Origin of the sequence: Sphingomonas sp. Leaf20, from assembly GCF_001421535.1 — a bacterium.
In the GTDB taxonomy this organism is placed as follows: Bacteria; Pseudomonadota; Alphaproteobacteria; order Sphingomonadales; family Sphingomonadaceae; genus Sphingomonas.
Map to the genome: position 1 here is coordinate 1,012,436 of NZ_LMKN01000001.1, position 23,616 is coordinate 1,036,051.

Consider the following 23,616-nt stretch of genomic DNA (forward strand, 5'->3'; position numbering starts at 1 on the left):
AAGGCATAGCCGGCGATGGTATGGCAGGCATAGGCTTCCAGTTGGCGAGGACCGCGCGTGAAGGCGGGGTTGGCGGGATCGTCGGTGCCGCCGCGTTCGGCGCGGTCATCAGCGCCGGCCCCTGGCTGATCACGGCGATCGCGATGGCGATGCTCAACCGCTGGTCCGCGGCGCATCTCGGCAGCGACGCGGCACGGACGGTTCAGACGATCCTGGTCTACAGCTTCAGCCTGTCGGCGCTTGCCGCGGCGCCGGTGGGTATCCTGGCGACGCGGCTGGTGGCGGATCGCATCTTCGCGCGCGACGCAGGCGGCGTATCGGGGATCATGCTCGTGGCGCTGGCGGCGGGCGGCGGCTTCGCGCTCGCGATCGGCACGGTCACGTTCGGCCTGCTCGGCCAATTGCCGCTCGCGCAGGCCGTGCTCGCCACGCTGATCCTCGCCTGGCTCACGCAGATCTGGATCGCCGCGCCGCTGCTGACCGCGCTGCGCCGCTATCGCGCGATCCCCCTCGCCTATCTCGCGGGCATCGCGCTCGCCGCGCTCCTCCTCGCTGTGTTGCCGGGGCCCGGCGTGATCATGGTGCTCGCGGTCATCGCCGCCGGCATCGCCACGACGCTCGCCGCGGTCATGTACGTCGTCCGCCGCCATTTTTCCGCAGCACCAGTCCTTCCCGACCGGACCGCGATGGCACCGCGGCTCGCACAGATCGTCGCGGCGGCCGGGGTCCTTGGGGTGGTCGCGATCTGGATCGACAAATGGCAATTGTGGTTCGGCCCCGCGAGCATCCCGACGATCGGCCTGCTACGCCTCAACCCCATCAACGATCAGGGGAGTTTCCTCGGCCTGCTGACGATGGTGCCCGGGCTGACCTTGCTGCTGATCGTCACCGAGACCCGGTTCGACCGGGCGTTCGAGGGCATGATCGTCCGGTGCACCGGGACGTCAACGCTGCAGCGGATCGAGGAGGCGCGTGGCGACGTCGCGCGCGCCATGCTCGACGGGCTGCGCATCCTGGTGCTGGCGCAGGCGCTGGTCGCGGCATTCGCGTGGGTCTTCGCGGTGCCGTTGTTCGAGGCGATCGGCGCGGATGCGCGCGCGATCTTCGCGTTCCGCCAGACATCGCTTGGCACCGTGTTCCACCTCGTCGTCATCGCGACGACGGTCGTGCTCGCCTATTATGATCTGTTCGGCCGCATCGTGCTGACATGGTTGGCGTTCGCGATCGGCAGCGCGATCGCGACGCTCCTGCAATGGGACATCGGCTTCGCGGCGTTCGGATGGGGCTATATGGCCGGCGCGGTGGTGGGGGCGTCGGTCGGCCTTGCGCTCGTCGCCGAGGCCACGGTCAACCTCACCTATCTGCTGTTCGTCGGCAACAACCCCTCGGTCGTCGGGCATGGCGGGCGCTTCCTGTGACGCGTCTCACCGATCTGGCGCGGCGACGGATGCTGGCGCTCGGCGCGCTGGGCCTGACGTTCGGACTGCGCGCACCGCTCGATGCCGCCGCCGGACCGGCACGGCGCTCGGACGACGACGATGCGCGGTGGGCGATAGACTATGGCGCGGCGACGGACCCCGCACTCGCGCGCGCATGCCGGTTGCTCGTGCTCGAGCCGCATCACCCGCGTCCGATCGCGCCGCTCCGCGGAACCGGCAGCAGCCTGCTCGGCTATGTCAGCTTCGGCGAGATCGAACGGTCGCGACCCTATTTTCCCGGTCTTGAAAAGGCCGGTGCGCTGGGTCCCGCGAACCCGAACTGGCCCGATGCGCGGCTGGTCGACCTGCGACATCCCGCGTGGCGGGCGGCGGTCATCGACCAGCTCGTGCCGGCGATCCTCGCGCTCGGCTATGACGGAATCTTCATCGATACGATGGATAACGCCGAAGCGATGGAACGGCAGGATCCGGTCGCGAACAAGGGCATGATCGCCGCGGGAGCCGCGTTGATCGGCGCGGTACGCACGCGGTTTCCCAAGATCCGGATCATGCTCAACCGCGGCTATGCGGTACTTCCCGACGTCGCACCCAAGCTCGACTATGTCCTGGGCGAAGCGATGGCGTCGCGCTGGAACTTCGCTGCCAAACGCTATGAAATGCTCAGCGATGACGACTGGGAATGGCAGGCCGCGCGTTTGCGGGTCGCCAAGGCGCGCAATCCCGCGCTCAAGGTTATGACGCTCGACTATTGGGACCAAGCCGACGTCGATCATGTCAGATCGCTCTATGCACGCGAACGCAGGGCCGGCTTTCGCCCCTATGTCGCGACGCTCGCGCTCGACCGCCTGTGGCCGGAGCCGACCCGATGAGGGTCGACCGCCAGAACGGCAAGCTCGCGCTGATCCTGCCCGCGGTGGCCGGCCTCGGTCTTCTCGCGGTGGGGCTCATGCTGCTCCCCAGCCAGCGTGAGATCCTGCCCGCCGAACGCCGCGCGCAGCCGCTGTCCGGTGTCAGCAGCACCCTGCCGTCCGCAACACCCGCGCCGGCTCCGGCGTCGGCACCGCCGCACCCGGTCATCGCCGTGGAGATCAGCACCGCGACCGCCGCCCGGCTCGCCGCGTTGACGGCGCAGCTGATTGCCGACGGCGTTCCGGTCACCACGGCGCAGATCACCTATGATCTGGTCGCGGCGGGGCGCCCGGCAATCGCGCTCGCCTATCTCGCCGCGCGCCCCGATGGCAGCGCCGTCGCAACGTGGCGATTGCGCGTGGACCTGCTGAACCGGACGGGTCGGAAACCCGCCGCAGCCGCGCTGGTCGCAGCGGCAGCGCGGACGCGCGGCGCGGTGCCGCCTGCCGATCTGGTCGCCGCGGCCTATGCCATCGATCGGCCCGATCTCGTCGTCCTGGCCAGCGCGAAGGGCGTCATTCCGCCCCCCGATACGCGTCTCGCGCTCGATCTCGCACGCCGCGCCGACGCCGCCGGTCGCGGTGATCTGATCGCATTGCTCGACCGGGCCACGCGGGCGGACTGGCGCGCGGCGGACCCCTGGCTCGCGATCCGCCTCGCCGCGCGTGACCGGGACGTCGCCGCCGGCCTGCGCGCGGCGAACGGTCTCCCGGTCGACCAGCGCGCCGCGGCACGCGAGGCGATCCTGATCGAGTCGGGCGATCGCGAGGGGCTGCGCGCCGAACTGGTCGCGCGCGCCGCGATCCCGGGCGCCCGCTCCGACACGAGCGCCGAACGGCTGCTCGCGGCGGGCTATCGCGACGACGCGATCGCACTCTTGCGCCGCGCCGCGTCCGGACAGCCATCGACCGCCGCCGTGTCACGCCGGCTGCTCTATCTGATGGGACCGCGGCCCGGTGCGGAGGATGTTGCATGGCTGCGGCAGCAGACGACGCAGGGCGATACGCAACAGCAGCGCGGCTGGCTGTCGTCCTATGTCGAGCGCGACCGGCCAGCCGACGCGCTTGCCTTCGTGTCGCGACATCCGCTCGCGGCACAGACCGATGTGATGCTGATGCGGCTGTCGCTCGCCCGCGCCGCGCACGACGACAGCGAGGGACGCGCCGCGCTGGCGGCATTGCTCGACGGACGCCCGCTCGACCCGGGACAATTGGTGGCGCTGTCTGCCGCAGCGCCCGCGCGGATCGGTCCAGCGCAGGCGGCGGAGATCGCGCGGCGGCGCATCGCGGCGGGTGTCGCCGGACCACGCGACCAGCTCGACCTGGCCTGGACGGCGTGGAACGCCGGCGATGCAAAGGCTGCCGCGAAATGGCTCGATGGCCAGCTTGCGAGCACCCCGACGGACCTGCCGACGCTGCGGCTGATGGCCGATGTCCAGTCGCGGATCGGCGGCGACCGCGCGGCGCGTCCATGGCTCGAGCGCGCGCTGGCGCAGACGCCCGACGAAAGCCGCGCGCGCGCCGAACTGCTGAATACGCTGGGTCGCCGTGCCGAGGCGGTGGCGCTCGTCGAAACGCTGCGCGCCGATACGCCCAATGACCCGGCGCTCGCTGCGCTGCACGCACGGCTGCTGATCGCCCGGGGTCAGCCGGGCCGCGCACGCGCGCTCCTCGCGCAATGATCGCGCTGTTGCTCGGCATGGCGGATGCGCCTGCGCTGACCGTCCCGCGCACGGTGTTCGCCGACGCGCGCGTGCTGGCGCCCGATGCCAGACTCGGCTGGCCCGGCGATGCGACGCTCGATATCCAGGATGCCGGCGACGAAGTCGTGATCCGCTTCGACCGACCGATCGCACCCGAGCCGATCGCGGCATTCCGCGATGCCGCTGGCGAGGCGGTCGGCGACCTGCGGTGGAACGACACGAGCCTGGTGCTGCGGCCTGCACCGGGCTGGATCATGTCATGGCGACGGACGGGATCCGAACTCGCCTTTGCCTTTGTTCCCACAACACCTGACGCGACCGGCGCGGACCAGGGCGGCGGCGACGCACCCGAGACCGACATCGCGGCGATCGAAGCGGCGATAGCCGCGGGCTATCCGGGCCGGGCGCTGCGGGCGGCGAACCGGCTCGCGCAACGCTATCCGCGCGATCGCCGCGTGACACGGCTGCTCGCCGACGTTCGCCTCGCGGATGGCGATGTGCGAGCCGCCGGTCGCGGGTATCGCGCGCTGGCCGCCGACGATCCCGTCGCGCGGCGTGCGATCGCCGCCGCGCCGGGTACGGCGAGTATCGGCGTCAGCGCGCGCGACGGCAGCGACCTGTCGCAGGCCGAATATGCCGCGCGGATCGACGCTGCGATCGATGACCGCTTTGCCGTCGGCGGCGGCCTCCGCCACATCGAGAGCCGGGTCGCGACGATCGGACGCGACGTGCGCAGCGGCGCAACAGTCGTCGACGCCACGCTGGCCGCGGCGTTCGACGGGGCGGTCCGCGTGCAGCTGATCGCGTCAGCGGCGCTCGACGATGCGGTCACCGGCGGCGGCGCGAAATTCGTCGCAGGGTCGGCCGACGCGCAGGTCCGCGGCAGCGTGACGCGGCACATGCCCGATTATTCGACGCCCGCGCAGGTGCTTGGCGGCGGCTATCTGTCACGCGCGTTACTGGGCGTCACCTATCGGCTGACCCCGGGCCTCGTCGCGCAGGCGGACATCGGCGCCAACCGCTACGGGATCGCGGGCGACGATGGCGCGAGCGATACGCTGGTGGCCAATGCGGGCGCGGATTACCTGATCCGCCGCCAGTTTCCCGCGCTCGGCCTGACCTACCGGTTCGAGGCGGAATATGTCCGGCGGATGATGCTCGGCGCGAACGGCACCGCGATCATCCCGCTCGCCAGCCGCGAGAACCATACGCTGCAGGGCCTGGTCAGCGGCGCGCTGGGAGCGGTGCAGCTTACCGCGCTCGCGGGCTGGACGGTCGACCGGTTCGGCGGCGACGGCCCGACCGCGAGCATCGGGCTGGCCGCGCCGATCGCGATCGCCTGGCGCGTCGAGGGGGGCGCCGGGATCACCTCGATCACGCGGCCCGGTTTTTCGGGCCGTCAGCTTTTCGCGCGCGCGCTGGTGACGCGCAGCCTGGGGGATACGCAGTGACGCAACAGCCTCGACAACGATCCTGGCGAAGCGGCTGGCGGCGCACGGCGCGGATCGCGCTGGAACTGCTGCTCGCGGTCGCGATGCTCGTGGCGATCGACCGGTGGCTGACCGGGGGCACCGGGTTCGCGCAGGTCCAGCCCAATCCATACTGGCTTCCCGTGCTCGCGATGGCGCTGGCGTACGGCACCGGGCCCGGCGTCCTCGCTGCGGCGATCGCCTCCGGGTTGTGGCTGCTCTACGCACACGAGAATGCGGGCGAGCGCGACTATCTCGACCATCTCTTCCATCTGTCGCTGCAACCGCTGATGTGGTTCTCCGCCGCGGTCGCGATCGGCGAGGTCACGATCGTGCGGACCACGCGGCATGCCCGTCTGGAAAAGCACGGCCAGGTCGCCGCGCGCAACCTCGCCCGGCTGACCGAGGCCTTTGCGGCGCTGTCCCATACCAACCGGCGGCTTCAGGTGCAGATCGCCACCGAAGCGCATACGATCGGGCATGCGATCGATACCGCGACGCGCGTGTCGTCGATCGATCCCGCCGCGCGGCGTGGCGCGATCGGCGAACTGATCACGCTCGCCGCGCGGACCGCCGATTTCACCTGTTACCGCGTCGCCGGCGGCGAGGCCCGCGCGTGGCTGCACGGCGCGATGACCGTACGCCACCGCGACGTTCTTCCCGCCGGGCTCGTCACCTGCATCGGACGGCCGCGAGCGATCCTGCACGTCGCCGACATGGAGGACCGGGCGATGCTGGAGGACGTCGGCGTCGCCGCGATCGCGCTGCTCGACCGCGCGGGCGGCGATCTCGTCGGATGCCTAATTCTGCACAGCCTGCCCTTCGACGCGCTCAACGCCAGCCGCACCGCCGAACTCTGCGAGATCGCATCGTGGCTCACGCCGTTGCTCGCGGACAGCGCGCGCGCGACGCACCCGACGGTACGGCCCGCCGGACTGGTCGCGTGATCGCCGTCCTGCTGCCACTCGCGGTGGGTGATGCACTGTTGCTGCCGGCGCATCTCGTCATGGGCGTGGACGTCGGCTGGGTGATGGCGGTCCACAGCGCGCTGACGATCCTCGGGCTTGCCGTCTGGCTGCGTCGCGGTGCGGCCGGCGGGTTCGCGTCGGCGATGCTCGGCGTGCTGGGGCCGATCGGACTCCTCGCCGCGCTGCCGCTCGGGCGGCTTTCGCGTGCCGGTGTCCCCCGCGCGAGCGACGATTTGTTTGGGCGGGTCTCGCCGCGGATGGCGCGGCGCGGCGCACGGCTCGCGGTCGCGCGCCTGCTCGACGGCCGGATCCGGCATGCGACACCCGAGACGCTCGGCTCGCTCGTCACGATCATGCGGCACGGCAATGTCGCGGCGCGCCGCCGTGCGCTCGAAACCGTGGTGCGGTCGTTCGAACCCGCGCTGTCGCCGCTGATCGCGCTCGCCCTGACCGATCGCGACCAGACGATCCGCGCGCTCGCCGCCGCCGCATCGGCGCGCGTCGTCGAGAACCTGGCATCCGCGCGCGAACGGCTGTCCGCGCGGATCGCGCTGGCGGCGGAAGGGCCCGACGGGACCGACCCCGACGCCGCGCAGACGCTGGCCAGGCTGCTCGCGGATCATGCCCGCGCAGACGTCTTGTTGTCCGATTCGCAGCGCATCCACCTGCGCGAGGATGCGGCCGCGACGATCGCTTCCGGCACGCCGGATGGCGGCGGGACCGCGGACGCGCGCGACCGGCAGACGATGCTGCTCGAAACATTCTGGGCGAACGGCGACTATGCCGCGATCGACACGATGGTCGCGGCGATCGAGACGCAGCCGGCGGACGCAACGACCCGCGACATGGCCAGGCTCGCGCAGTGGTGGCGCGCGGGGGCAACCGCGTGATTCCCCTGACGGCGTTCGCCGAGCCGACCGGCGCCGCGCCGGCAGACGCCGCAGAGGCGGACGTCTGCCTGATCGTCGAGGGCGCCTATCCCTATGTGATCGGCGGCGTGTCCGGCTGGTTGCAGGACCTGATCACGCACACCCCCGATGTGCGGTTCGTGATCGCGGCGATCAAACCCGACGGCGCACCGTTGCCGTTCCGGTTGACGCCGCCGCCCAACGTCGTCGGTGTCGTCGAGATCGGTCTGGCGCCCGCCGCCGCGATCCCGCGGACGATCCCGGACCGGATCGCGGTCCCGATCGCGGACGCGCTCATCGCGTTCGTCGCGGCGGGCGGTGCGCCGCGCCTGACGATCCTGATCGACCTGCTCGGCGCCACGCCGCGGACGCTGGCACCCGGCGACATCCTGTCGCATCCCGCGGTGTTCGCGCGGTTGCGGCGCCATTATCAGGCGACGCTGCCCAAGGCATCCTTCCATCATTATTTCTGGGCGATGCGCGTGCTGCTCGGCGGGCTGCTGTCCGTGCTCACCGCACCGCTGCCGCCCGCACGCGCCTATCACACGATATCGACCGGGTTCGCCGGCCTGCTCGCCGCTCGCGCCGCGCGTCAGACCGGACGCCCCGCCTTCATCACCGAGCACGGCATCTATCTTCTCGAACGCCAGATCGAGGTGATGATGGCCGACTGGATCGGCGATCAGGTCGACACGGGGCTCGAACTCGACCGCAGCGTCCGCGATCTGCGCGACCTGTGGGTGCGCGCGTTCACAAGCTATGCAAGCGCCTGCTATGACAGCTGCGATCCGATCGTCGCGCTCTATGGCGAGAACACCGCGGTCCAGCGCCGCCTGGGTGCTGCCGCCGACCGCGTCCGCGTGATTCCGAACGGGATCGATTCGGGCCGGTTCGCAGCGCTGCCCGACCAGCGCGATCCGGCGCATCCACTCGTTGCCCTGCTCGGCCGCGTCGTGCCGATCAAGGACGTGAAGACGTTCATCCGCGCCGCCGCGATCGCGCATGCCGAACGCCCCGAGCTGCGCTTCGTCGTGCTCGGTCCCGAGGACGAGGATCCCGAATATGCCGCCGAGTGCGCGCGCCTGGTGCGCGATCTCGATCTCACGCCGGTGTTCAGCTTTGCCGGACGCGTGCGGATCGAGGACTGGATGGCGAAGATCGACCTGCTCGTGCTCACCAGCCTGTCGGAAGCACAGCCGCTCGTGATCCTCGAAGGGGGGGCATGTGGCATCCCCGTCGTCGCGCCCGACGTGGGCAGCTGCCGCGAGATGATCGAGGGTCGCGGCGGCGTCGACAGCGGGCATGGCGGGATCGTCACGCCGCTGGTCAATCCTGCGGCGACGGCGGCGGGCATCGTCGCGATCGCCGGGAACCCCGAGCTGCGCCGCACGATGGGCGAGACGATGCGCGAGCGCGTCCGCCGCGATTATGATCACGCAACGATCATCGGCGCCTATGCCGACCTCTACCGGACGTTGATCGCCCGATAGGGGTGCCACCAAGACTTACAGCTCGCCGCCATCCCGTCCCGCCGCGGCCGCGTCCCCGTCTGCCCGGCGCGTTCCCGACACCCACGCGAAGACCCGCGGCACGGGCCCGTTCCGCGTCATCCAGGCGCTGTACGCCTGATAGTCGGGATCGAGCCCCAGATGACGCTCCTCGGTCCGCGCGCGCCAGTAATAGACGCCGCTGACTGCCGCCAGGATCAGCGTCGCGCGGATCGCATCGACGGGCGTTCCCATCGTCAGCACGGGCATTGTCGACAGCCACCAGAACAGGTTCTTCGACAGATACGCCGGATGCCGCGACCAGGCATAGGGCCCGTGCGTCAGGATCCCGCGGTTGGTGAGGTTGGAAAAGCGCAGTCCGAACGCCATCGTCGCCCAGGCATAGATCGCGGTCAGCGCGACCAGCGCGGCGCCGACCAGCGCGAGCAGCACCGGGTGGTACTGAAACCAGACATCCCATTCGCGCGTGCCCGGATGATAGTCCAGCGGCCCGCCGTCGCTCATCAGGATGATCGGCGGATAGCACATCAGCGCCGCCATCCACGCGGCCGCGAACGGATTGGCGCTGCGGATGTGCGAATCGAGCGGACGCAGCGTCAGGATATAGCCGACCGTCGCGAACGCGACGTCGATCAGGAACATGAAGGTGATCAGCCATTTGGCGAGCGCGACCGGATCGCGCATCAGCACCGGCACGTCGCCGCGGATGAACTCGCCGAACCCCCCGGGCACGATCGCGAGCATGAACGCGAGAAAGAACGCCTTCACGCCCCAGCTGCGCAGGTGATTGTGGATCGCTCCATGGTCGACGCCCGCCTGCCCCGTCAGCCACGCGCCAAGCGACCAGGCGCCGTCCTTGGGCTCGACGAGATACCGGTCGAGCCAGATCACATAGGGGACAGAGGCGACGAGGAGGATCGGCGCGACATTGGTGAAGCACCACATCGCGAACGCGAAATTGCCTTCCCAGTAGAACCGGCCGGTCCCGTAGATCACCGCGATCGCGCCCCAGGTCGCCCAGAATGCGGCGAGCTTGGTCAGGCTGAGGTCGATCGTCTCGCGCCACGGCCGCGCCAGCGACCAGTCGATCCCCGTACTGGGACGCCGGTGCACCTTGTCGACGATCAGCGACCACAGCACCATCGGCACGCCGCACGCCACAAGGTCGACCAGCGCCGCATAGGGCCCGTCCATTCCCCACGTCCGCGCGCATCCGACCCAGACGAGCACCCCGACGAGCCCGGCCAGCCCCGCGCCATGGCTTACCGCAGACGCCGGACGCGGATCCGCCCCACGGTGCTGCGACGCCGGCATGGGGGCTTGGACGGGCAGGGAAACGTCGGACATGCCGCCGGGTTACCCGATTTTGGTAAGCAAGCCATGAAACATCCCGCCCGGCCCGACTTGCACCGCAGCGATGCTTTGCATAAGAGCCGATTGCCCATCGCGGTTGGCCATCGGAATTCCACCGGTGCACCGATCGGACCGCACATGGGCCCCGACTGAAGAACCCCGGTTTTTCAACGTCGTGCGGGTATAGTACAATGGTAGTACAGCAGCCTTCCAAGCTGAATACACGGGTTCGATTCCCGTTACCCGCTCCAACGCTTTCCCTTCTATAAAAGCAAGTCATCGGACTGATGTCCGCTTTTGGTGGTTAGCGGACGTCCGCGTTAAGGTCGCGCAATGACCGACTTGATCCTTGTGGCACGACGTATCGTAGAGGAAATCGACGGTTATGCTGCGCCGTCCTGTTCAAACCTCGGCCTTGGCAGCGCACCCGGACGCGAGTGTATATCAGAACAACTCGATTTCATGCGCTCCGCATTGGTAGTCCCATATCCCGTCCAAATCACTGACGATGCTGGAGAGAGCCGCGCGGTATTCGTAGTTGCGGACGACGAGCTTGGGAGCTTTGTCGTTCACGATCCAAGCGAAGGCGGTGACTTTGCGTTGGCAGTCGGGAGCGTTAAAAACTTGGTGCTCCCCGGACCGAGGGGCGACGCGGTGGGTTGCTTCCTTGCCCGTTAACAATGTCCAATCATGGGCGGAAGCCCCCATCGAACCAGAACCTACCTCTCCGAAAACTCTTTTAAAATGAACGCACGCACGTCGCAGAGAGAGAAACGTTGTTTGAAGCACAGGATGCGGAAGAGATCGCGTGATGAACGAAGAATAAATACAAATATCATATGGCCACCGCGCAACATAGCAGTCATACCTTGGCGATGAAAAACTGATGCTAAACCGGAGGTAGAAGGTTGAGGATTTTGTGTTGCATAGTTGCCCTCGCGGCCAATGGCCTAATTCAAGGCAAATGCTCTGCGCAAGCGACGCAGATCGAGCACGCCCCATCGAATGAAAGTCCGCCTTTTGTTGTGCAATTGGACGACCCAACGATGCTTCGTGACATGGTTACGTTTGCCGACTGCGTCGTTACGCGTGAGCCTAAAGCTGTCATACATTTTTTGAGAGAGGGTAACTTTGCTGTGCCGCAAAATGGCGAAGTTCGAAGCATAGTACAGCGTAATCGGGCCTGTTTGCGAGTCGCAAATATGCGTTTCAATCAGGTCTTGTTCGCTGGAGCGGCGTCCGAAAGTCTATATCGCGTCAGTGGATTGTTTTTTGCAAAGGTCAGTATGCCTAGCACAAAGCCAGTCAACGATCCCGGTATGTGCGTAGCTATGGCTAAGCCTAAGGAAGTGGACAACCTCTTGGCGGCATTTCCAGCAAGCAGCGAAGAAAAAGCTGCGTTGGCTGCCCTAGATGCGGCAATCGAGCGGTGCCACCCGAATACATCTCCCCATGCGTCCATCCGTCGTGCTGCTGTTATGGCTGGCATGTTTCCGGTCGTTTACGATCTTTTCCTTGGACCGCGATCACGACAGAGCCACTGAGGATATGCTGGAGGCGCAGGCGTTTCCGCATCGAAATGTCCGCAATTGGGCGTTTTTGACCGTCCGTTAACGAACAATTCCCGTTACCCGCTCCAACGCTTTCCCTTTGATCACGACGATCGCGATACCGCATATCGGCCAGCGGCATGGCGCTCGCCGCGATGTGCGTGGCGCCGACCATGGCCGCTCCGCACATCTGCGGCGTCCACTCGCAATTCCCGGCACGCCCCCCCCTTTGGAGGGCGTGCCGACCGGTCAGAGCGCGAGGTCGGGGCTGCGGTCGACCTTGACGCGTGCCGCGGCGGGGCGGGGCGTCGTCGCGATGTGGACCGCGGGTGACTTGACCGCGAGCTGCAACGTCGCCGCGGTACGGTCCCAATGGTCCGCGAGCAGTTCGGGATGCTCGTTCAGCTTGATGCCGTAGCTCGGCACGATCTCCCGGATCTTGGCCTGCCAGCCCGCGCTCGACAGCCGGTTCGGGAACACCTTCTTCAACAGGTCGAGCATGATCGACGGCGCGGTCGATGCCCCCGGCGATGCCCCCAGCAACGCCGCGATCGAGCCGTCCTTCGACGCGACGATCTCGGTGCCGAGCTTGAGGACGCCGCCCTTTTCGGGGTCGCGCTTGATGATCTGCACGCGCTGGCCCGCCTGCCAAAGCCGCCAGTCGCCATCCTTGGCACCGGGGAAATACTCGCGCAGCGCGTCCATCCGGTCCGAATCCGACATGATCAGCTGCCCCGCCAGATATTCGACGAGCGCGAAATCGTCCCAGCCGACCGCGACCATCGGGCGGAAATTGTCGATCGTCACCGATGCGGGAAGGTCGAAATAGGATCCCTGCTTGAGGAACTTGGTCGAGAAGGTCGCGAACGGCCCGAACAGCAGCGCCTGCTTGCCGTCGAGATAGCGCGTGTCGAGGTGCGGCACCGACATCGGCGGCGACCCGACCGCGGCCTTGCCGTACACCTTGGCGAGATGCCGATGCGCGATCGCGGGATTGTCCGCGACGAGGAACGAGCCGCCGACCGGGAAGCCCGCATAATCGTCCGCTTCGGGGATCCCCGACTTCTGCAGGATCGGCAGCGCACCGCCACCCGCGCCGCCGAAGACGAAGCGCGCGTTGATGATCTGCTTGTCGTCGCTCTTCATGTTGCGCGCGGTGACCTGCCAGCCGCCCTTGGGATTGCGCTCGAGCGAGCGGACTTCATGCCCCGTCGTCAGCGTGAATTTATCCTGCTTGTCGAGCGCGGCGATATACTGGCGGGTGACCGCGCCCCAGTCGCAATCGGTCCCCAGCGGCGATCGCGTCGCCGCGAGCTTCACCGACGGGTCGCGCCCCTGCATCATCAGCGGCACCCAGCGCGCGATCTCGGCGCGATCGGTCGAGAATTCCATCCCCGAGAACAGCGGGCTGGCGCCGAGCGCTTCCCAGCGCTTGCGCAGGAACGCGACGTTCGCATCGCCCCACACCAGGTTCATGTGCGGCGTCGAGTTGATGAACGATCGCGGGTTGCCAAGCATCCCGGCCTCGACCTGGTGGCTCAGGAACTGGCGCGTGACCTGGAACTGTTCGTTGATCTCGACCGCCTTGGCGATCTCGACCTTGCCGTCGGCGGCGTTGACCGGCGTGTAGTTGAGCTCGCACAGCGCGGAATGCCCGGTGCCCGCGTTGTTCCAGCCGCCCGAGCTCTCCTCTGCCACCTTGTCGAGCCGTTCGACGAGTTCGATCGTCCAGCTCGGCTCGAGTTCGCGCAGCAGCACCGCGAGCGTCGCGCTCATGATCCCGCCTCCGATCAGCAGCACGTCGACGTTGCGCGTCGCGGTGGCGGCCTCGGCCTGCACCGCGGGCAGCACTGACGCCGTACCCGCGACGATCGCCGAGCCGAGCAGATTGCGGCGCGTCACGCCCCCGGCGGGATTGGCCGCGTCGCCGGAAGTATCGTTACCCGGCTGCGGGGAATTGCCGTCGTCGTTCGATCCAAGTCGCACAGAAAAACCTCTTCGTTGCCGCCCGGCCACGCCGGTTTCGCCGATGGGCAAAAACCTGGCAGGAAACCCGGAAACCGGCCTGTCGTTTGGGTGTGCAACGGATGCCGGAAGACGCACAGGGCGATCACCCGAGCGCTCGCGCTGCTCGAAGTCCTCACCAGAGTCTGCTTCGTTTATTGGGCCATCATGCGCGGTTCAGCGCGCACCGTTTCCAGCCCCTACATGGCACCCCGGGCGTCCGCCGACAAGATGGCGGCCCCGGAAAGGCATGAAAAGCCCTGCTTATCCTGACCGCATCGGCGCGGTCTTGGCCGCGCGCGCGACCCGTTATCATGCGCCGCGATCGTCAGCGCGACGGCAGGTCCATCAGCAATTCGGTCATGCGCAGACGCCCCGTCGCGGACAGATGGATATGCGAGCGTCGCCCATCGCTTTCGTCGCGCGTGCGGATCACCAGACCCACCTCCTGCAGGATCGCGAGATACCGGAGCGCCGTCGCGGGTGGCGCGCAGGCACCGATGCACACCGCCGACACGCTCAGCTGCCGCCCCGCATGATGCGAGATGAACAGGTCGAGCAGGATATCCCAGGCGGGCTCGGAAAACAGCGACACGCCCAGCGTCTGATCGCGCTGCCGCCGCAGCGCGTACAGCCGCGTGGCCACCGCGACGACGCCTTCGGGTGTGTCGGAGGGTCTGGCCACGGGAACCGGGCGAAGGCCGTTCACCGGCCGGACGAAGGGAATTGCGTAGGACATCGTATGTCTCGACTGCCTTGTCAGCGCATCGTCGGGTCCTGGCGACTCCAGTCCAGATCCCGGCCTTGCGACCGGATCCGCCTGGAATGACGAAGCGTGCCGACGATGAGAAAAATCAAAATGGGATAGCTCCAGACGACCGACATCACGGCGTAGGCCAGCCGGATCACGTCTGGATTGATGGCCTTGGCGAGATGGGCTCCCGTCCCCAACGCGTGGAGCGCGGTGACCCAGGCCGGCCAGAACCGATCGGCGGTGAGCGTGATCGCGATCATCACGCCCAGCAGCACGAGGTCGACGGTCATGATGCCGATCTCGACATCGACGTACATCGTCGCACCCATGAGGTGGAACATGCGCGTCGCCATCGCCGCCACCAGCAGCGCGACGCCGACCAGCCGTTCCGGCGCGCCACCGCGCCAGACCGCATAGACCGTGACCGCCACCTGGAGGGCGTTGAAGATCCAGACGCGTTCCACCTATCGGTTCAACCGACCACCGCCGCTTGCGGGATCACCGCGGGCATCAGGCCGCGGCGACGATGCGTACGGGCGGGAACGCCTCGACACCGGGTCGGAGCGCCCCGTTGTTCGGCGGACATTCTCCCTCGTCGCCATAGCCGTAATAGGCGGCCAATCCGATTTCGGTGCGAACCCCGACCAGCGCCCGATGCGCGTCGACGAAGCGCTGGCGGGCCTTGATGATATCCGACGCCGCGTCGGACACGAGTTGCAGCGCGGCGCTTCCCGTCGCGACCGGAAGATTGGCGGCGACGCGTTGCTGCAGCAGCGTCGCCACGCACGTGCTGGCAAGAAGCGCGGCCTCGTCGACGGCCGCCTCTGCGCGCAAGAAGTCCCGTGTGACGGTATCGGTCGCCTGCCGGCGTTGCTTCAACATTCCTGCTTCCCCACCCCAAAAGGCCGATCGCTCGACCAGTTTGCGAGACCCGGCATCACCGCGGAACTGACGGAACAGGCTGGTCACCGTCGTCGTCATGGTGAGCAGCGCCACCGTGGTGACCGCCAGCAACGCCATGATCCCGATCAGGCGGATCAGCCTGTCCCCCTTGGACAGACGGTTACGCGCCGTTCCTCCCGGACCGCTCATGGGCATCGTTCCCATGAAGCGGCGAACGAGCCCCCATGGCTCGATCTGATCCATTCCTGATCGATTTGCGTCGGTTCGGGGAAGGTCGAATGGCTCGGATGGCAGCCGTTCGTACGTCGGACGCGGCTGGATCGGCACGTCTTGTACCGAAAGCTCCGCGCCAGGCGTGGGAGCAGTCGATCCGGTCGCCTCGCGCGACGCCGCGGGCTCATCGCCATCGCGCGGATCCCCGTCCAAAGCGGATGCAATCGGCGGCGGTGCAGCCGCGATGCCCGCGCTCTCCTCGTGCTGCTGCAAGGCGCGCGCGGCCTCGAATCGCGATCCGACGCGCAGGATCTGGATCGCACGCTCGATCCGCTTGTCGATCGCCGACGGCGACACCCCGAGGATCACCGCAATCTCTTTGGAGCTATGATGCTTGAGAACGAGTCGGAGGCAGGTTTTCTGCGCTTCGGTGAGGTGATCGATGCGACGCGTCGGCATGCCGCCATGTTAGGCATAAACCGCGACCTGCACACCTGTTTGATGGCGCGCGCGATGCTGCGCGCGGCGGCCGCACCGCTGAAATGCGCGATCGTTCACCGCGCGCGCTGCCGGAAATCCCCGCCAGACGGCGCATTACCGCGCTCGCGGCGCGCGTGGTGGCAGCGCCAATGCCTCTGTTTTCACAGACCCGAATGTACAAAAAACACAAGTTCACCCGGCACTACGGCTTGCCTATTCTCGCTTTCCGCCGTCTACATCGACATCTGATCAAGATAGGTCCGGAATGAAGTCACGCTCATTCCTCTGCGGGAAAGACTAGGCGCATGGAACTGACCTTCATCGGCATGTTCATCATACTGGTCAGCATTCCGATCATCCTTGGTGGCGGCCTCGAGGCAATGTTCATCCTCATGCTGCTGTGCGGCCCGATGAACGGCTCGGCGGCCATGTATCTCTCGTCGTCGTCGATCACCCCGGTTCACTTCGTCTTGGCGCTCACCACGATACGTCTGCTGATGTCACCACCGGCATTTCAGCGCGATAACATACCGGCATTGCTGCATAACTGGTCGCTGGTCGCGTTCACGTTCTACGGCGTGGTCATGGCCGCGCTGGGGCCGCGAATCTTCTATCATGCGGCCGACCTTCCGAGCCTGCGCGGGATCAAGCTGCGCGGGCTCTACGACACGGTACAGCTCGCCCCCTCGATGCAGAACATAACCACGTCGATCTATCTGATCGGCACGATGGTCGCCGCGATGGTCGCGCATGTGCTGTTCTCCCGCCCGGGAAACGCACGGCTCCTTGTCAAAGGGGCGATCGTCATCGGCTGGATCAATCTCGGCATCGGCATATTGAGCGTGCTGGCGGGGCCGAGCGACGCACCGACGTTCCTGCGCCCGGTGTTCGAACTGTTTCGCAACGGCGCCTATGCGCAGCTCAACCATGAATTCAAAGGCTATGTCCGGGTCACCGGGCTGTTTCCCGAGGCATCGGCCTATGCCGCTTACACCTTCACATGGTTCTGCTTCATCTTCGAATGCTGGCTGCGCGACGTCCAGCCCCGCCGGACGGGCCCGCTCGCGCTGACGATGTTCGTGGTCCTGCTGATCAGCACCTCGTCGTCGGCCTATATCGGCCTGACCGCCTTCTCGGTCGTCCTCGTCATACGGCTGATCCTGTCGCCGACGCTGATCTCGTCGTCGAAGATGGGCGTGCTCGCCGCCGCCGGGCTGGCGGGGCTCATCGGCTCGATCGGCGCGATGGTCGCGGTGCCGCATTTCGCCGAAGGGTTTGGCGACATGCTCGAACATATGACGGTCGGCAAATCGACTTCGACATCGGGGCTGCAGCGCGCCTTCTGGGCACGGAAAAGCGTCGAGGCGTTCGAGGTGTCGGGAGGGCTGGGCGTCGGACCGGGCAGCCTGCGCTCGTCGGGGCTCTTCACCGCGATCCTGGGGTCGTCGGGCGTGATCGGGCTGAGCCTGTTCCTGACGCATCTCTACCGCGTGCTCCGACCGCTCGCCTCGTCGACCTACACACCCGTCGCCGACGAGGATTCGTCGGTCGGTGTCGCCGCCGCCTGGGCCGCCATCCTGTGCGTCATCCCGCTCGGCATCGCCGCCTCGTCGCCCGACCCGGGCCTCGATTTCGGGCTGCTCACCGGCGCGGCGCTGGCACTGCGCAACCGCGCGGGATCGGCGCTTCGCACGCTCCCCGCACGCCTCCCCTATCGACCGCTGCCAGGACTGACCCCGCCCGCCCAGGCTGGCGCTCCCCGGCAGGCATAGCGAGCGTGCGCAGACCCGACGATGCGGTAGCGTCGGCGCTGTTCAAATTCGAGCTGGGGAATTGCGGCTTGCGGCGTCTGGCCGCGAAGCCTTGGTGGACAGGGCTGGATTCGAACCAGCGTACGGGAAACCCGGGCAGATTTACAGTCTGCTGCCTTTAACCACTCGGCCACCTGTCCAAAGGGGCCACTCTTTCGAGCGAGGCGGCTCAATGGCGAAGCTTGTCGGCGCTGTCAACGCGGGTTGCGCCAACTTCCGCGCCCGCATAGCCTTTCCACGACAAAAAAACGCATCAGGGGGACATTCATGCGTCGATCGCACCTATTCCGGCTTGCCGCTGCCACCGTCACGGCCACGTCTCTGTCGATCGTGCTGCCCGGCCTTGCCGCGGGGAAGGACGCGGCGCCGGGCAAGGACATGGTGCCGGTCAACCGGATCATCGACGAGGGGACGAATCACAGCCAGGTCATGGTGACCGTCCAGCATCTGACCGACGTGATCGGCCCGCGGCTGACCAATTCGCCCGCGATGCGCACCGCGGAGGCATGGACGCAGCGCCAGTTCACCGACTGGGGCCTCAAGAACGTCCACAAGGAAGGGTTTGCGTTCGGCCGCGGCTGGTCGATCGAGCGGTCGAGCGTCCGCATGATCACGCCGCGCGTCGTCCAGCTGACGGCGATCCCGGTCGCGTGGACGCCCGGGACGACGGGCGCCGCGCTGACCGCGCCGGTGATCGTCGCGCCGATGACGCGCGAACGCGATTTCGCCAAATGGCGCGGCAAGCTCGGCGGCAAGATCGTCCTGCTCACGCTGCCCGGCACCGGCGACGAGCCGGGCGAGCCCGCCTTCAAGCGGCTGAGCGGCGAAGACCTCGGCAAGCTCGATCGCTTCCAGCAGCCCCGCTACGATCCGGAGGCCGCCGACCGCCGGCTGAAACGCCTCGATTTCGCGAAGAAGCTCGATGCGTTCCTGAAGAGCGAAGGCGCGGTGGCGACCGCCACGATGGCCTATCGCGACGGCAAGCTGGTCAGCGGTGAGGGCTATCTGTTCGGTGTCGGCGACACGCCCGCGCTGCCAGGCGTGCAGATCGCCGCGGAGGATTACCGTCGGCTTGCGCGTCTCGCCAAGTCGGGCCCTGCCCCGACGCTCGAGATCGTCAGCGACGTCCGCTTCGACGACAGCGACCCGCAGGCCTACAACGTCATCGCCGAGATCCCCGGGACCGACCCGAAAGCGGGTTATGTGATGGCAGGCGCGCATCTCGACAGCTGGGTCGCCGCCGACGGCGCCGCCGACAACGCGGCGGGCTCGGCGATGATCATGGAAGCCGCGCGGATCCTGGCGGCGACGGGCGTCCGGCCGAAGCGCACGATCCGGTTCGCGCTGTGGGCGGGCGAGGAACAGGGCATTCTCGGCTCGATGGCCTATGTCACGCAGCATCTCGCGACGCGGGGCGGCCCGAACGATCCGCCGCAGACGGGAATGCAGAGCTATTACGGCTTCTCGCAGAAATGGCCGATCACGCCGCTGCCGGGCTATGCCGACCTCGCGGCCTATTTCAACATCGACAACGGCTCGGGCAAGTTGCGCGGGCTCTATGCGGAGACCAATCCCGCGGTAGTGCCGATCTTCCGCGACTGGCTCAGTCCGTTCGCATCGATGGGCGCGTCGACCGTCGTCGTCCGCCCCACCGGCGGGACCGATCACGTCTTCATGCAGCAGGTCGGCGTACCGGGCTTCCAGTTCATCCAGGATCCGCTCGACTATGACAGCCGGATCCACCACACGTCCGCCGACACCTTCGATCATCTGAAGGCGGACGACATGCGCCAGGGGTCGATCGTGCTCGCATCGGTGTTGCTCAGCGCGGCGAATGCGGACAAGGCGCTGCCACGCACGCCACTGCCGACCAAACCGGTGGTGACCGACCCTTATGGATATAGCGATGACGATGACTGATAGCATGACAGGAGCGCTCTGATGGCAGCACGCAAGGGCCATCGGCCGAGCAAGGCCCCCGCGGGACGTCCGCGCTTCTGGGGCAAGCACGCGGTGGGCGCGGCGCTCGCCAACCCCGAGCGCACGGTCCGCAAGATCCTCGGCACGCGTGAGGCGCTGGCAGGCTTCGACCTGCCCGCCAACGTCCCCGTGACCTTTGCCGAGGCCGCCGACCTCGCGCGGCTCGTCCCCGGCGACGCGCCGCACCAGGGCGTGGTGATCGAGGTCGAGCCGCTCGAGGACATGTGGCTCGCCGACCTGCTCGAGCATGGCCGTGACGACAATCGTCCGCTCGTCATCCTCGACGGCGTGACAGATCCGCACAATGTCGGCGCGATCATGCGCTCGGCAGCGGCGTTCGATGCGCTCGGCATCGTTACCCCCGACCGCAACGCCCCGCCCGAATCGGGAACGATCGCGCGCGCCGCGTCGGGCGCGCTCGAGACGGTGCCGTGGATTCGCGTCGTGAACCTCGCCCGCGCGCTCGAGGAGATCGCCGAAGCCGGGTTCTGGCGGATCGGCCTCACCGGCCATGCGACTCAGACGCTGTCCGAGGCGATGGGGACGCAGCGCATCGCGATCGTGCTCGGCGCCGAGGGCGAAGGCATGCGCAAGAACACCGAGGAGCATTGCGACGAACTCGCCAAGCTCCCCATCTCGGAAAAGGTCGAGAGCCTCAACGTCTCGAACGCCGCCGCGATCGCGCTCTACGCGGTGACAACACGCTGAATAGCTCCCTCTCCCCCCGGGGGAGAGGGAAGGGGCCCGCCGCGCAGCGGTGGGAAGGGTGAGGGGAATGGGGCTAGAAACCCACACCCCAACCGCCCGTCCCTAGGCACCGGCGGATCAATCCTCGGCGGCGATCCGCACCTTCAGCCCGTCGAGCGCGTCGGTCATGTCGATCTGGCACGACAGCCGCGAGAATTCGTCGCGGTCGCTGGTCGAATCGAGCAGGTCGTTCTCGTCCTCGCTCATCGGCTTGAGTTTGGCCGCAAAGTCCGGGTCGACATGGACGTGGCAGGTGGCGCACGAGCAGCAGCCGCCGCACAAGGCGAGGATCTCGTCGATCCCGGCGTCGCGGATGACCTCCATCACCGAAAGCCCCGCATCGCCCATGATCTCACGTTCTTCCCCCTCGCGCGTAACGACGATAAGCTTGGGCATGTCAGTCTCCGAAAAATCCTCGCAATCCCATGCCGACAGTGCGCAACGCGATCAAGCATCATGGGGCTGAACGCCGACCAGCTGGCGCACGCGATGGCGGCCTTGTGCGCGATCGAGCCCGCGTTCGCCGTCGCGGTCGCCAACAAGGGCCACCCTGCGCCGCGCATCAGCGAACGCGGCTTTGCCACCTTGTTGCGGACGATCGTCGGACAACAGGTCAGCGTCGCCTCGGCGCAGGCGGTCTGGACCAAGCTCGACACCGTGGTCGGGGGCGCCGACGATCCCGCGCGGATCGCCGCCGCCAGCGACGAGACGCTGCGCAGCGCCGGCCTGTCGCGGCAGAAGCTCGGTTATGCGCGCAGCCTCGCCGACGAGGTCACGAGCGGCCGGCTCGACCTCGCCAACCTGCCCGAGGACGATGAGGAGGCGATCGCGGCGCTGGTCCGCGTCAAGGGCATCGGCCGGTGGTCCGCCGAGATCTACCTGTTGTTCGCCGAGGGCCGCACCGACATCTGGCCCGCGGGCGATCTCGCCATCCAGATCGAGGTCGGCCGGATCCTCGGCCACGACACGCGCCCCAGCGAAAAACTGACCCGCGAACTCGCCGAGGCCTGGCGCCCGCACCGCGGCGCAGCGGCGATCTTCGCGTGGCATCACTATCAGGCGGAAATGAAGGTGATCTGAGCGCGGCGCTTGAACGCCCGCGCGCCGTCGTCCCGACCAAAGTCCTGCCCCGGCGCCAAGCGGCGCGGCGTTCGGGGCCCTGGATCCTGACTTTCGTCAGGATGACGAGTGCAGGCCAGCGCCCCGCCGCCTCACCAGGGCAGCCCGCACCCCTCCCGTCATCCTGACGAAAGTCAGGACCCAGAGCCAAACAGCTTAGCGTCCGTAACCCTGGATCCTCACTTTCGTCAGGATGACGGGAACAGGCCGGCGCACCACCCCCTGCCGGCCCCCCTCCACCCGCAAACACCACGGCCCGCCCTCAGCCGCACCACCACCGCCCCCTTCCGTCATCCTGACGAAAGTCAGGATCCAGAGCCAAGCAGCGCACCGCCCGTACCCCCAGGGCTGACGTCCATCAGCATAACCGGACCAACGAACAACCGCGCCCCCGCACCCCCAATACCCGCGCGGCGAGCGAAGCGCTTGTCCCCCCCGCTCCCATCCGGCAAAGCACGCGCGATGCCGCCGCCCAGTTCCGCCCTCGCCCACTCGCTGTCCGACAGCTATCGCACCGTTGCCATCCCCGAAGGCGCTCCCTTCTGGCGGCGGCTGTTCGCGTTCGTCGGACCGGGCTATCTCGTCGCGGTCGGCTATATGGATCCGGGCAACTGGGCGACCGACATCGCCGGTGGCTCGGCGTTCGGCTACACGCTCCTGTCGGTCGTTTTGCTGTCCAACCTGATGGCGATGGTGCTCCAGGCCTTGTCCGCACGGCTCGGGATCGTCGCCGGGCTCGACCTCGCCCAGGCCTGCCGCGCGCATTATTCGAAGCGCGTGTCGGTCGTGCTCTGGTTCCTGTGCGAGATCGCGATCATCGCGTGCGATCTGGCCGAAGTGCTCGGCACCGCGATCGCGCTCAAACTGCTGTTCGGGCTGCCGCTCGTCTGGGGCGTCGTGCTGACCGCGCTCGACGTGTTCCTGATCCTCGCGCTGCAACGCTTCGGCTTCCGCAAGCTCGAGGCGTTCATCGTCGCGCTGCTCGTGATCATCGCCGGCTGCTTCATCTTCGAGCTGTTCCTCGCGCGGCCCGACATGGCGGGCGTGCTCGGCGGACTCGTGCCGACGACCGAGATCGTCACCAATCCGGCGATGCTCTATATCGCGATCGGCATCCTCGGGGCGACCGTCATGCCGCACAACCTCTATCTCCACTCGTCGATCGTCCAGACGCGCGCGTTCGCACCGACCGAGGCGGGCAAGCGCGACGCGGTAACGATGGCGACGATCGACGGCACGATCGCGCTCGGCCTCGCCTTCTTCATCAACGCCGCGATCCTGATCCTCGCCGCCGCCACCTTCCACGTCGCCGGGCGCACCGACGTCGCCGATATCGACGAGGCGCACGCACTGCTCGCACCGATGCTCGGCATGGGGGCCGCGAGCGTGGTGTTCGCGGTCGCGCTGCTCGCTTCGGGGCAGAATTCGACCGTCACGGGCACGCTCGCCGGCCAGATCGTGATGGAGGGTTTCCTCAACCTGCGCATGCCCGTCTGGGCGCGGCGTCTCGTCACGCGGCTGCTCGCGATCATCCCCGCGGTGTTCGTGGTCGGCGCCGCGGGCGATGCGGGTGCAACGCGGCTGCTGGTGCTGAGCCAGGTCGTGCTGAGCCTGCAGCTTCCCTTCGCGGTCGTGCCGCTCGTCAAGTTCACCGGCGACGCGCGAATCATGGGTTCGCTGGTCAGCCCGGTCTGGCTGAAAGCGCTCGCCTGGGTGATCGCCGCGGTCATCATCGGCCTCAACGCGACGCTGCTGATCGGCATGCTCTAGAATAAATTGACATGGGTTAGGCAACGCGC

General features: G+C 67.5%; 20 protein-coding genes, 2 tRNA genes and 1 pseudogene. 14 read left to right on the top strand and 9 right to left on the bottom strand.

The features are described from left to right. The first annotated feature begins 20 nt into the window (after window positions 1-20). Genes pelG through pelF form a run of 7 tightly spaced genes read left to right on the top strand, consistent with a single transcriptional unit; the run spans window position 21 to window position 8,885 of the window. The gene (pelG, locus tag ASE72_RS04585; RefSeq protein WP_056017211.1) at window positions 21-1,418 is read left to right on the top strand and encodes an exopolysaccharide Pel transporter PelG; all 1,398 of its coding nucleotides are present in this window, start codon (window positions 21-23) and stop codon (window positions 1,416-1,418) included. After that, window positions 1,415-2,308: an endo alpha-1,4 polygalactosaminidase gene (locus ASE72_RS04590; protein ID WP_235532229.1), complete on the top strand. Its 894-nt coding sequence runs from the start codon at window positions 1,415-1,417 to the stop codon at window positions 2,306-2,308. The genes pelG and ASE72_RS04590 overlap by 4 nt, the downstream gene beginning before the upstream one ends. Further along, window positions 2,305-4,029 (top strand): tetratricopeptide repeat protein, encoded by a 1,725-nt coding sequence (locus ASE72_RS04595; RefSeq protein WP_156350111.1) that lies wholly within the window; start codon window positions 2,305-2,307, stop codon window positions 4,027-4,029. The genes ASE72_RS04590 and ASE72_RS04595 overlap by 4 nt, the downstream gene beginning before the upstream one ends. Beyond that, on the top strand, window positions 4,026-5,501 hold the full coding sequence (locus ASE72_RS04600; protein WP_056017217.1) for a hypothetical protein: 1,476 nt from the start codon (window positions 4,026-4,028) through the stop codon (window positions 5,499-5,501). The genes ASE72_RS04595 and ASE72_RS04600 overlap by 4 nt, the downstream gene beginning before the upstream one ends. Continuing rightward, window positions 5,498-6,466 carry a hypothetical protein gene (locus ASE72_RS04605; protein WP_056017220.1) on the top strand — a complete coding sequence of 323 codons (969 nt, stop codon included), beginning with the start codon at window positions 5,498-5,500 and terminating at the stop codon, window positions 6,464-6,466. The genes ASE72_RS04600 and ASE72_RS04605 overlap by 4 nt, the downstream gene beginning before the upstream one ends. Then, on the top strand, window positions 6,463-7,377 hold the full coding sequence (locus ASE72_RS04610) for a hypothetical protein (RefSeq protein WP_056017223.1): 915 nt from the start codon (window positions 6,463-6,465) through the stop codon (window positions 7,375-7,377). The genes ASE72_RS04605 and ASE72_RS04610 overlap by 4 nt, the downstream gene beginning before the upstream one ends. Further along, window positions 7,374-8,885, top strand: coding sequence for a GT4 family glycosyltransferase PelF (gene pelF, locus ASE72_RS04615; protein ID WP_235532230.1), 1,512 nt, complete (start codon window positions 7,374-7,376; stop codon window positions 8,883-8,885). Before ASE72_RS04610 ends, pelF begins: the two co-directional genes overlap by 4 nt. Window positions 8,886-8,900: 15 nt before the next feature. Here the strand turns inward: pelF and ASE72_RS04620 are convergent, their stop codons facing one another. Further along, complete coding sequence (locus ASE72_RS04620) at window positions 8,901-10,250, bottom strand: methyltransferase family protein (RefSeq protein WP_235532231.1); 1,350 nt, start codon at window positions 10,248-10,250, stop codon at window positions 8,901-8,903. Between the two features lie 183 nt (window positions 10,251-10,433). Here ASE72_RS04620 and ASE72_RS04625 point away from each other — a divergent pair. Continuing rightward, window positions 10,434-10,507 (top strand) — tRNA-Gly (locus ASE72_RS04625). Between the two features lie 193 nt (window positions 10,508-10,700). Here ASE72_RS04625 and ASE72_RS20775 read toward each other — a convergent pair. Next, a complete protein-coding gene (locus ASE72_RS20775; RefSeq protein WP_056017230.1) occupies window positions 10,701-10,964 on the bottom strand; it encodes a hypothetical protein in 264 nt (87 codons plus the stop codon). Window positions 10,965-11,302: 338 nt separating this feature from the next. On the opposite strand from ASE72_RS20775, the gene ASE72_RS20120 reads away from it, so the two are divergent. Continuing rightward, window positions 11,303-11,800 (top strand): hypothetical protein, encoded by a 498-nt coding sequence (locus ASE72_RS20120; protein WP_156350113.1) that lies wholly within the window; start codon window positions 11,303-11,305, stop codon window positions 11,798-11,800. Window positions 11,801-12,055: 255 nt separating this feature from the next. Here the strand turns inward: ASE72_RS20120 and mqo are convergent, their stop codons facing one another. From mqo to ASE72_RS21160, 5 genes and pseudogenes are all read right to left on the bottom strand, one after another. Continuing rightward, window positions 12,056-13,792, bottom strand: coding sequence for a malate dehydrogenase (quinone) (gene mqo / locus ASE72_RS04635; protein ID WP_200916160.1), 1,737 nt, complete (start codon window positions 13,790-13,792; stop codon window positions 12,056-12,058). Between the two features lie 346 nt (window positions 13,793-14,138). Then, window positions 14,139-14,549, bottom strand: coding sequence for a MarR family transcriptional regulator (locus ASE72_RS04640; protein WP_156350117.1), 411 nt, complete (start codon window positions 14,547-14,549; stop codon window positions 14,139-14,141). A gap of 20 nt (window positions 14,550-14,569) precedes the next feature. After that, complete coding sequence (locus tag ASE72_RS04645; protein WP_156350123.1) at window positions 14,570-14,995, bottom strand: hypothetical protein; 426 nt, start codon at window positions 14,993-14,995, stop codon at window positions 14,570-14,572. 79 nt (window positions 14,996-15,074) lie between these two features. After that, a complete protein-coding gene (locus ASE72_RS04650; RefSeq protein WP_235532232.1) occupies window positions 15,075-15,794 on the bottom strand; it encodes a hypothetical protein in 720 nt (239 codons plus the stop codon). Window positions 15,795-16,016: 222 nt separating this feature from the next. After that, window positions 16,017-16,139, bottom strand: a pseudogene (locus ASE72_RS21160) (sigma factor-like helix-turn-helix DNA-binding protein); the annotation flags it as partial. A 326-nt stretch (window positions 16,140-16,465) separates the two neighbouring features. On the opposite strand from ASE72_RS21160, the gene ASE72_RS04655 reads away from it, so the two are divergent. Continuing rightward, window positions 16,466-17,932 (top strand): hypothetical protein, encoded by a 1,467-nt coding sequence (locus ASE72_RS04655; protein WP_056017248.1) that lies wholly within the window; start codon window positions 16,466-16,468, stop codon window positions 17,930-17,932. Between the two features lie 92 nt (window positions 17,933-18,024). Here the strand turns inward: ASE72_RS04655 and ASE72_RS04660 are convergent. Then, window positions 18,025-18,111, bottom strand: a tRNA-Tyr gene (locus ASE72_RS04660). A 127-nt stretch (window positions 18,112-18,238) separates the two neighbouring features. Here ASE72_RS04660 and ASE72_RS04665 point away from each other — a divergent pair. After that, complete coding sequence (locus tag ASE72_RS04665) at window positions 18,239-19,891, top strand: M20/M25/M40 family metallo-hydrolase (RefSeq protein ID WP_056017251.1); 1,653 nt, start codon at window positions 18,239-18,241, stop codon at window positions 19,889-19,891. A 21-nt stretch (window positions 19,892-19,912) separates the two neighbouring features. Next, window positions 19,913-20,659, top strand: coding sequence for a 23S rRNA (guanosine(2251)-2'-O)-methyltransferase RlmB (gene rlmB / locus ASE72_RS04670; protein ID WP_056017254.1), 747 nt, complete (start codon window positions 19,913-19,915; stop codon window positions 20,657-20,659). Window positions 20,660-20,776: 117 nt separating this feature from the next. Here rlmB and ASE72_RS04675 read toward each other — a convergent pair whose 3' ends face one another. Then, a complete protein-coding gene (locus ASE72_RS04675; protein ID WP_056017257.1) occupies window positions 20,777-21,094 on the bottom strand; it encodes a 2Fe-2S iron-sulfur cluster-binding protein in 318 nt (105 codons plus the stop codon). A gap of 60 nt (window positions 21,095-21,154) precedes the next feature. Here ASE72_RS04675 and ASE72_RS04680 point away from each other — a divergent pair, with 60 nt between their 5' ends. Then, window positions 21,155-21,778, top strand: coding sequence for a DNA-3-methyladenine glycosylase family protein (locus ASE72_RS04680; protein ID WP_056017261.1), 624 nt, complete (start codon window positions 21,155-21,157; stop codon window positions 21,776-21,778). 501 nt (window positions 21,779-22,279) lie between these two features. Continuing rightward, entirely contained in the window at window positions 22,280-23,587 is a 1,308-nt protein-coding gene (locus ASE72_RS04685) for an Nramp family divalent metal transporter (protein ID WP_056017263.1), read from the top strand. Window positions 23,588-23,616: the final 29 nt, after the last annotated feature.

Bases quoted from the DNA above. Each gene is read 5' to 3' on its own strand.
- pelG (WP_056017211.1), top strand. From the start codon at position 21: ATGGCAGGCATAGGCTTCCAGTTGGCGAGGACCGCGCGTGAAGGCGGG.
- ASE72_RS04595 (WP_156350111.1), top strand. From the start codon at position 2,305: ATGAGGGTCGACCGCCAGAACGGCAAGCTCGCGCTGATCCTGCCCGCG.
- ASE72_RS04600 (WP_056017217.1), top strand. From the start codon at position 4,026: ATGATCGCGCTGTTGCTCGGCATGGCGGATGCGCCTGCGCTGACCGTC.
- ASE72_RS04620 (WP_235532231.1), bottom strand. From the start codon at position 10,250: ATGTCCGACGTTTCCCTGCCCGTCCAAGCCCCCATGCCGGCGTCGCAG.
- ASE72_RS20775 (WP_056017230.1), bottom strand. From the start codon at position 10,964: ATGGGGGCTTCCGCCCATGATTGGACATTGTTAACGGGCAAGGAAGCA.
- ASE72_RS20120 (WP_156350113.1), top strand. From the start codon at position 11,303: ATGCTTCGTGACATGGTTACGTTTGCCGACTGCGTCGTTACGCGTGAG.
- ASE72_RS04640 (WP_156350117.1), bottom strand. From the start codon at position 14,549: ATGTCCTACGCAATTCCCTTCGTCCGGCCGGTGAACGGCCTTCGCCCG.
- ASE72_RS04655 (WP_056017248.1), top strand. From the start codon at position 16,466: ATGGAACTGACCTTCATCGGCATGTTCATCATACTGGTCAGCATTCCG.
- ASE72_RS04665 (WP_056017251.1), top strand. From the start codon at position 18,239: ATGCGTCGATCGCACCTATTCCGGCTTGCCGCTGCCACCGTCACGGCC.
- rlmB (WP_056017254.1), top strand. From the start codon at position 19,913: ATGGCAGCACGCAAGGGCCATCGGCCGAGCAAGGCCCCCGCGGGACGT.
- ASE72_RS04675 (WP_056017257.1), bottom strand. From the start codon at position 21,094: ATGCCCAAGCTTATCGTCGTTACGCGCGAGGGGGAAGAACGTGAGATC.
- ASE72_RS04680 (WP_056017261.1), top strand. From the start codon at position 21,155: ATGGGGCTGAACGCCGACCAGCTGGCGCACGCGATGGCGGCCTTGTGC.
- ASE72_RS04685 (WP_056017263.1), top strand. From the start codon at position 22,280: ATGCCGCCGCCCAGTTCCGCCCTCGCCCACTCGCTGTCCGACAGCTAT.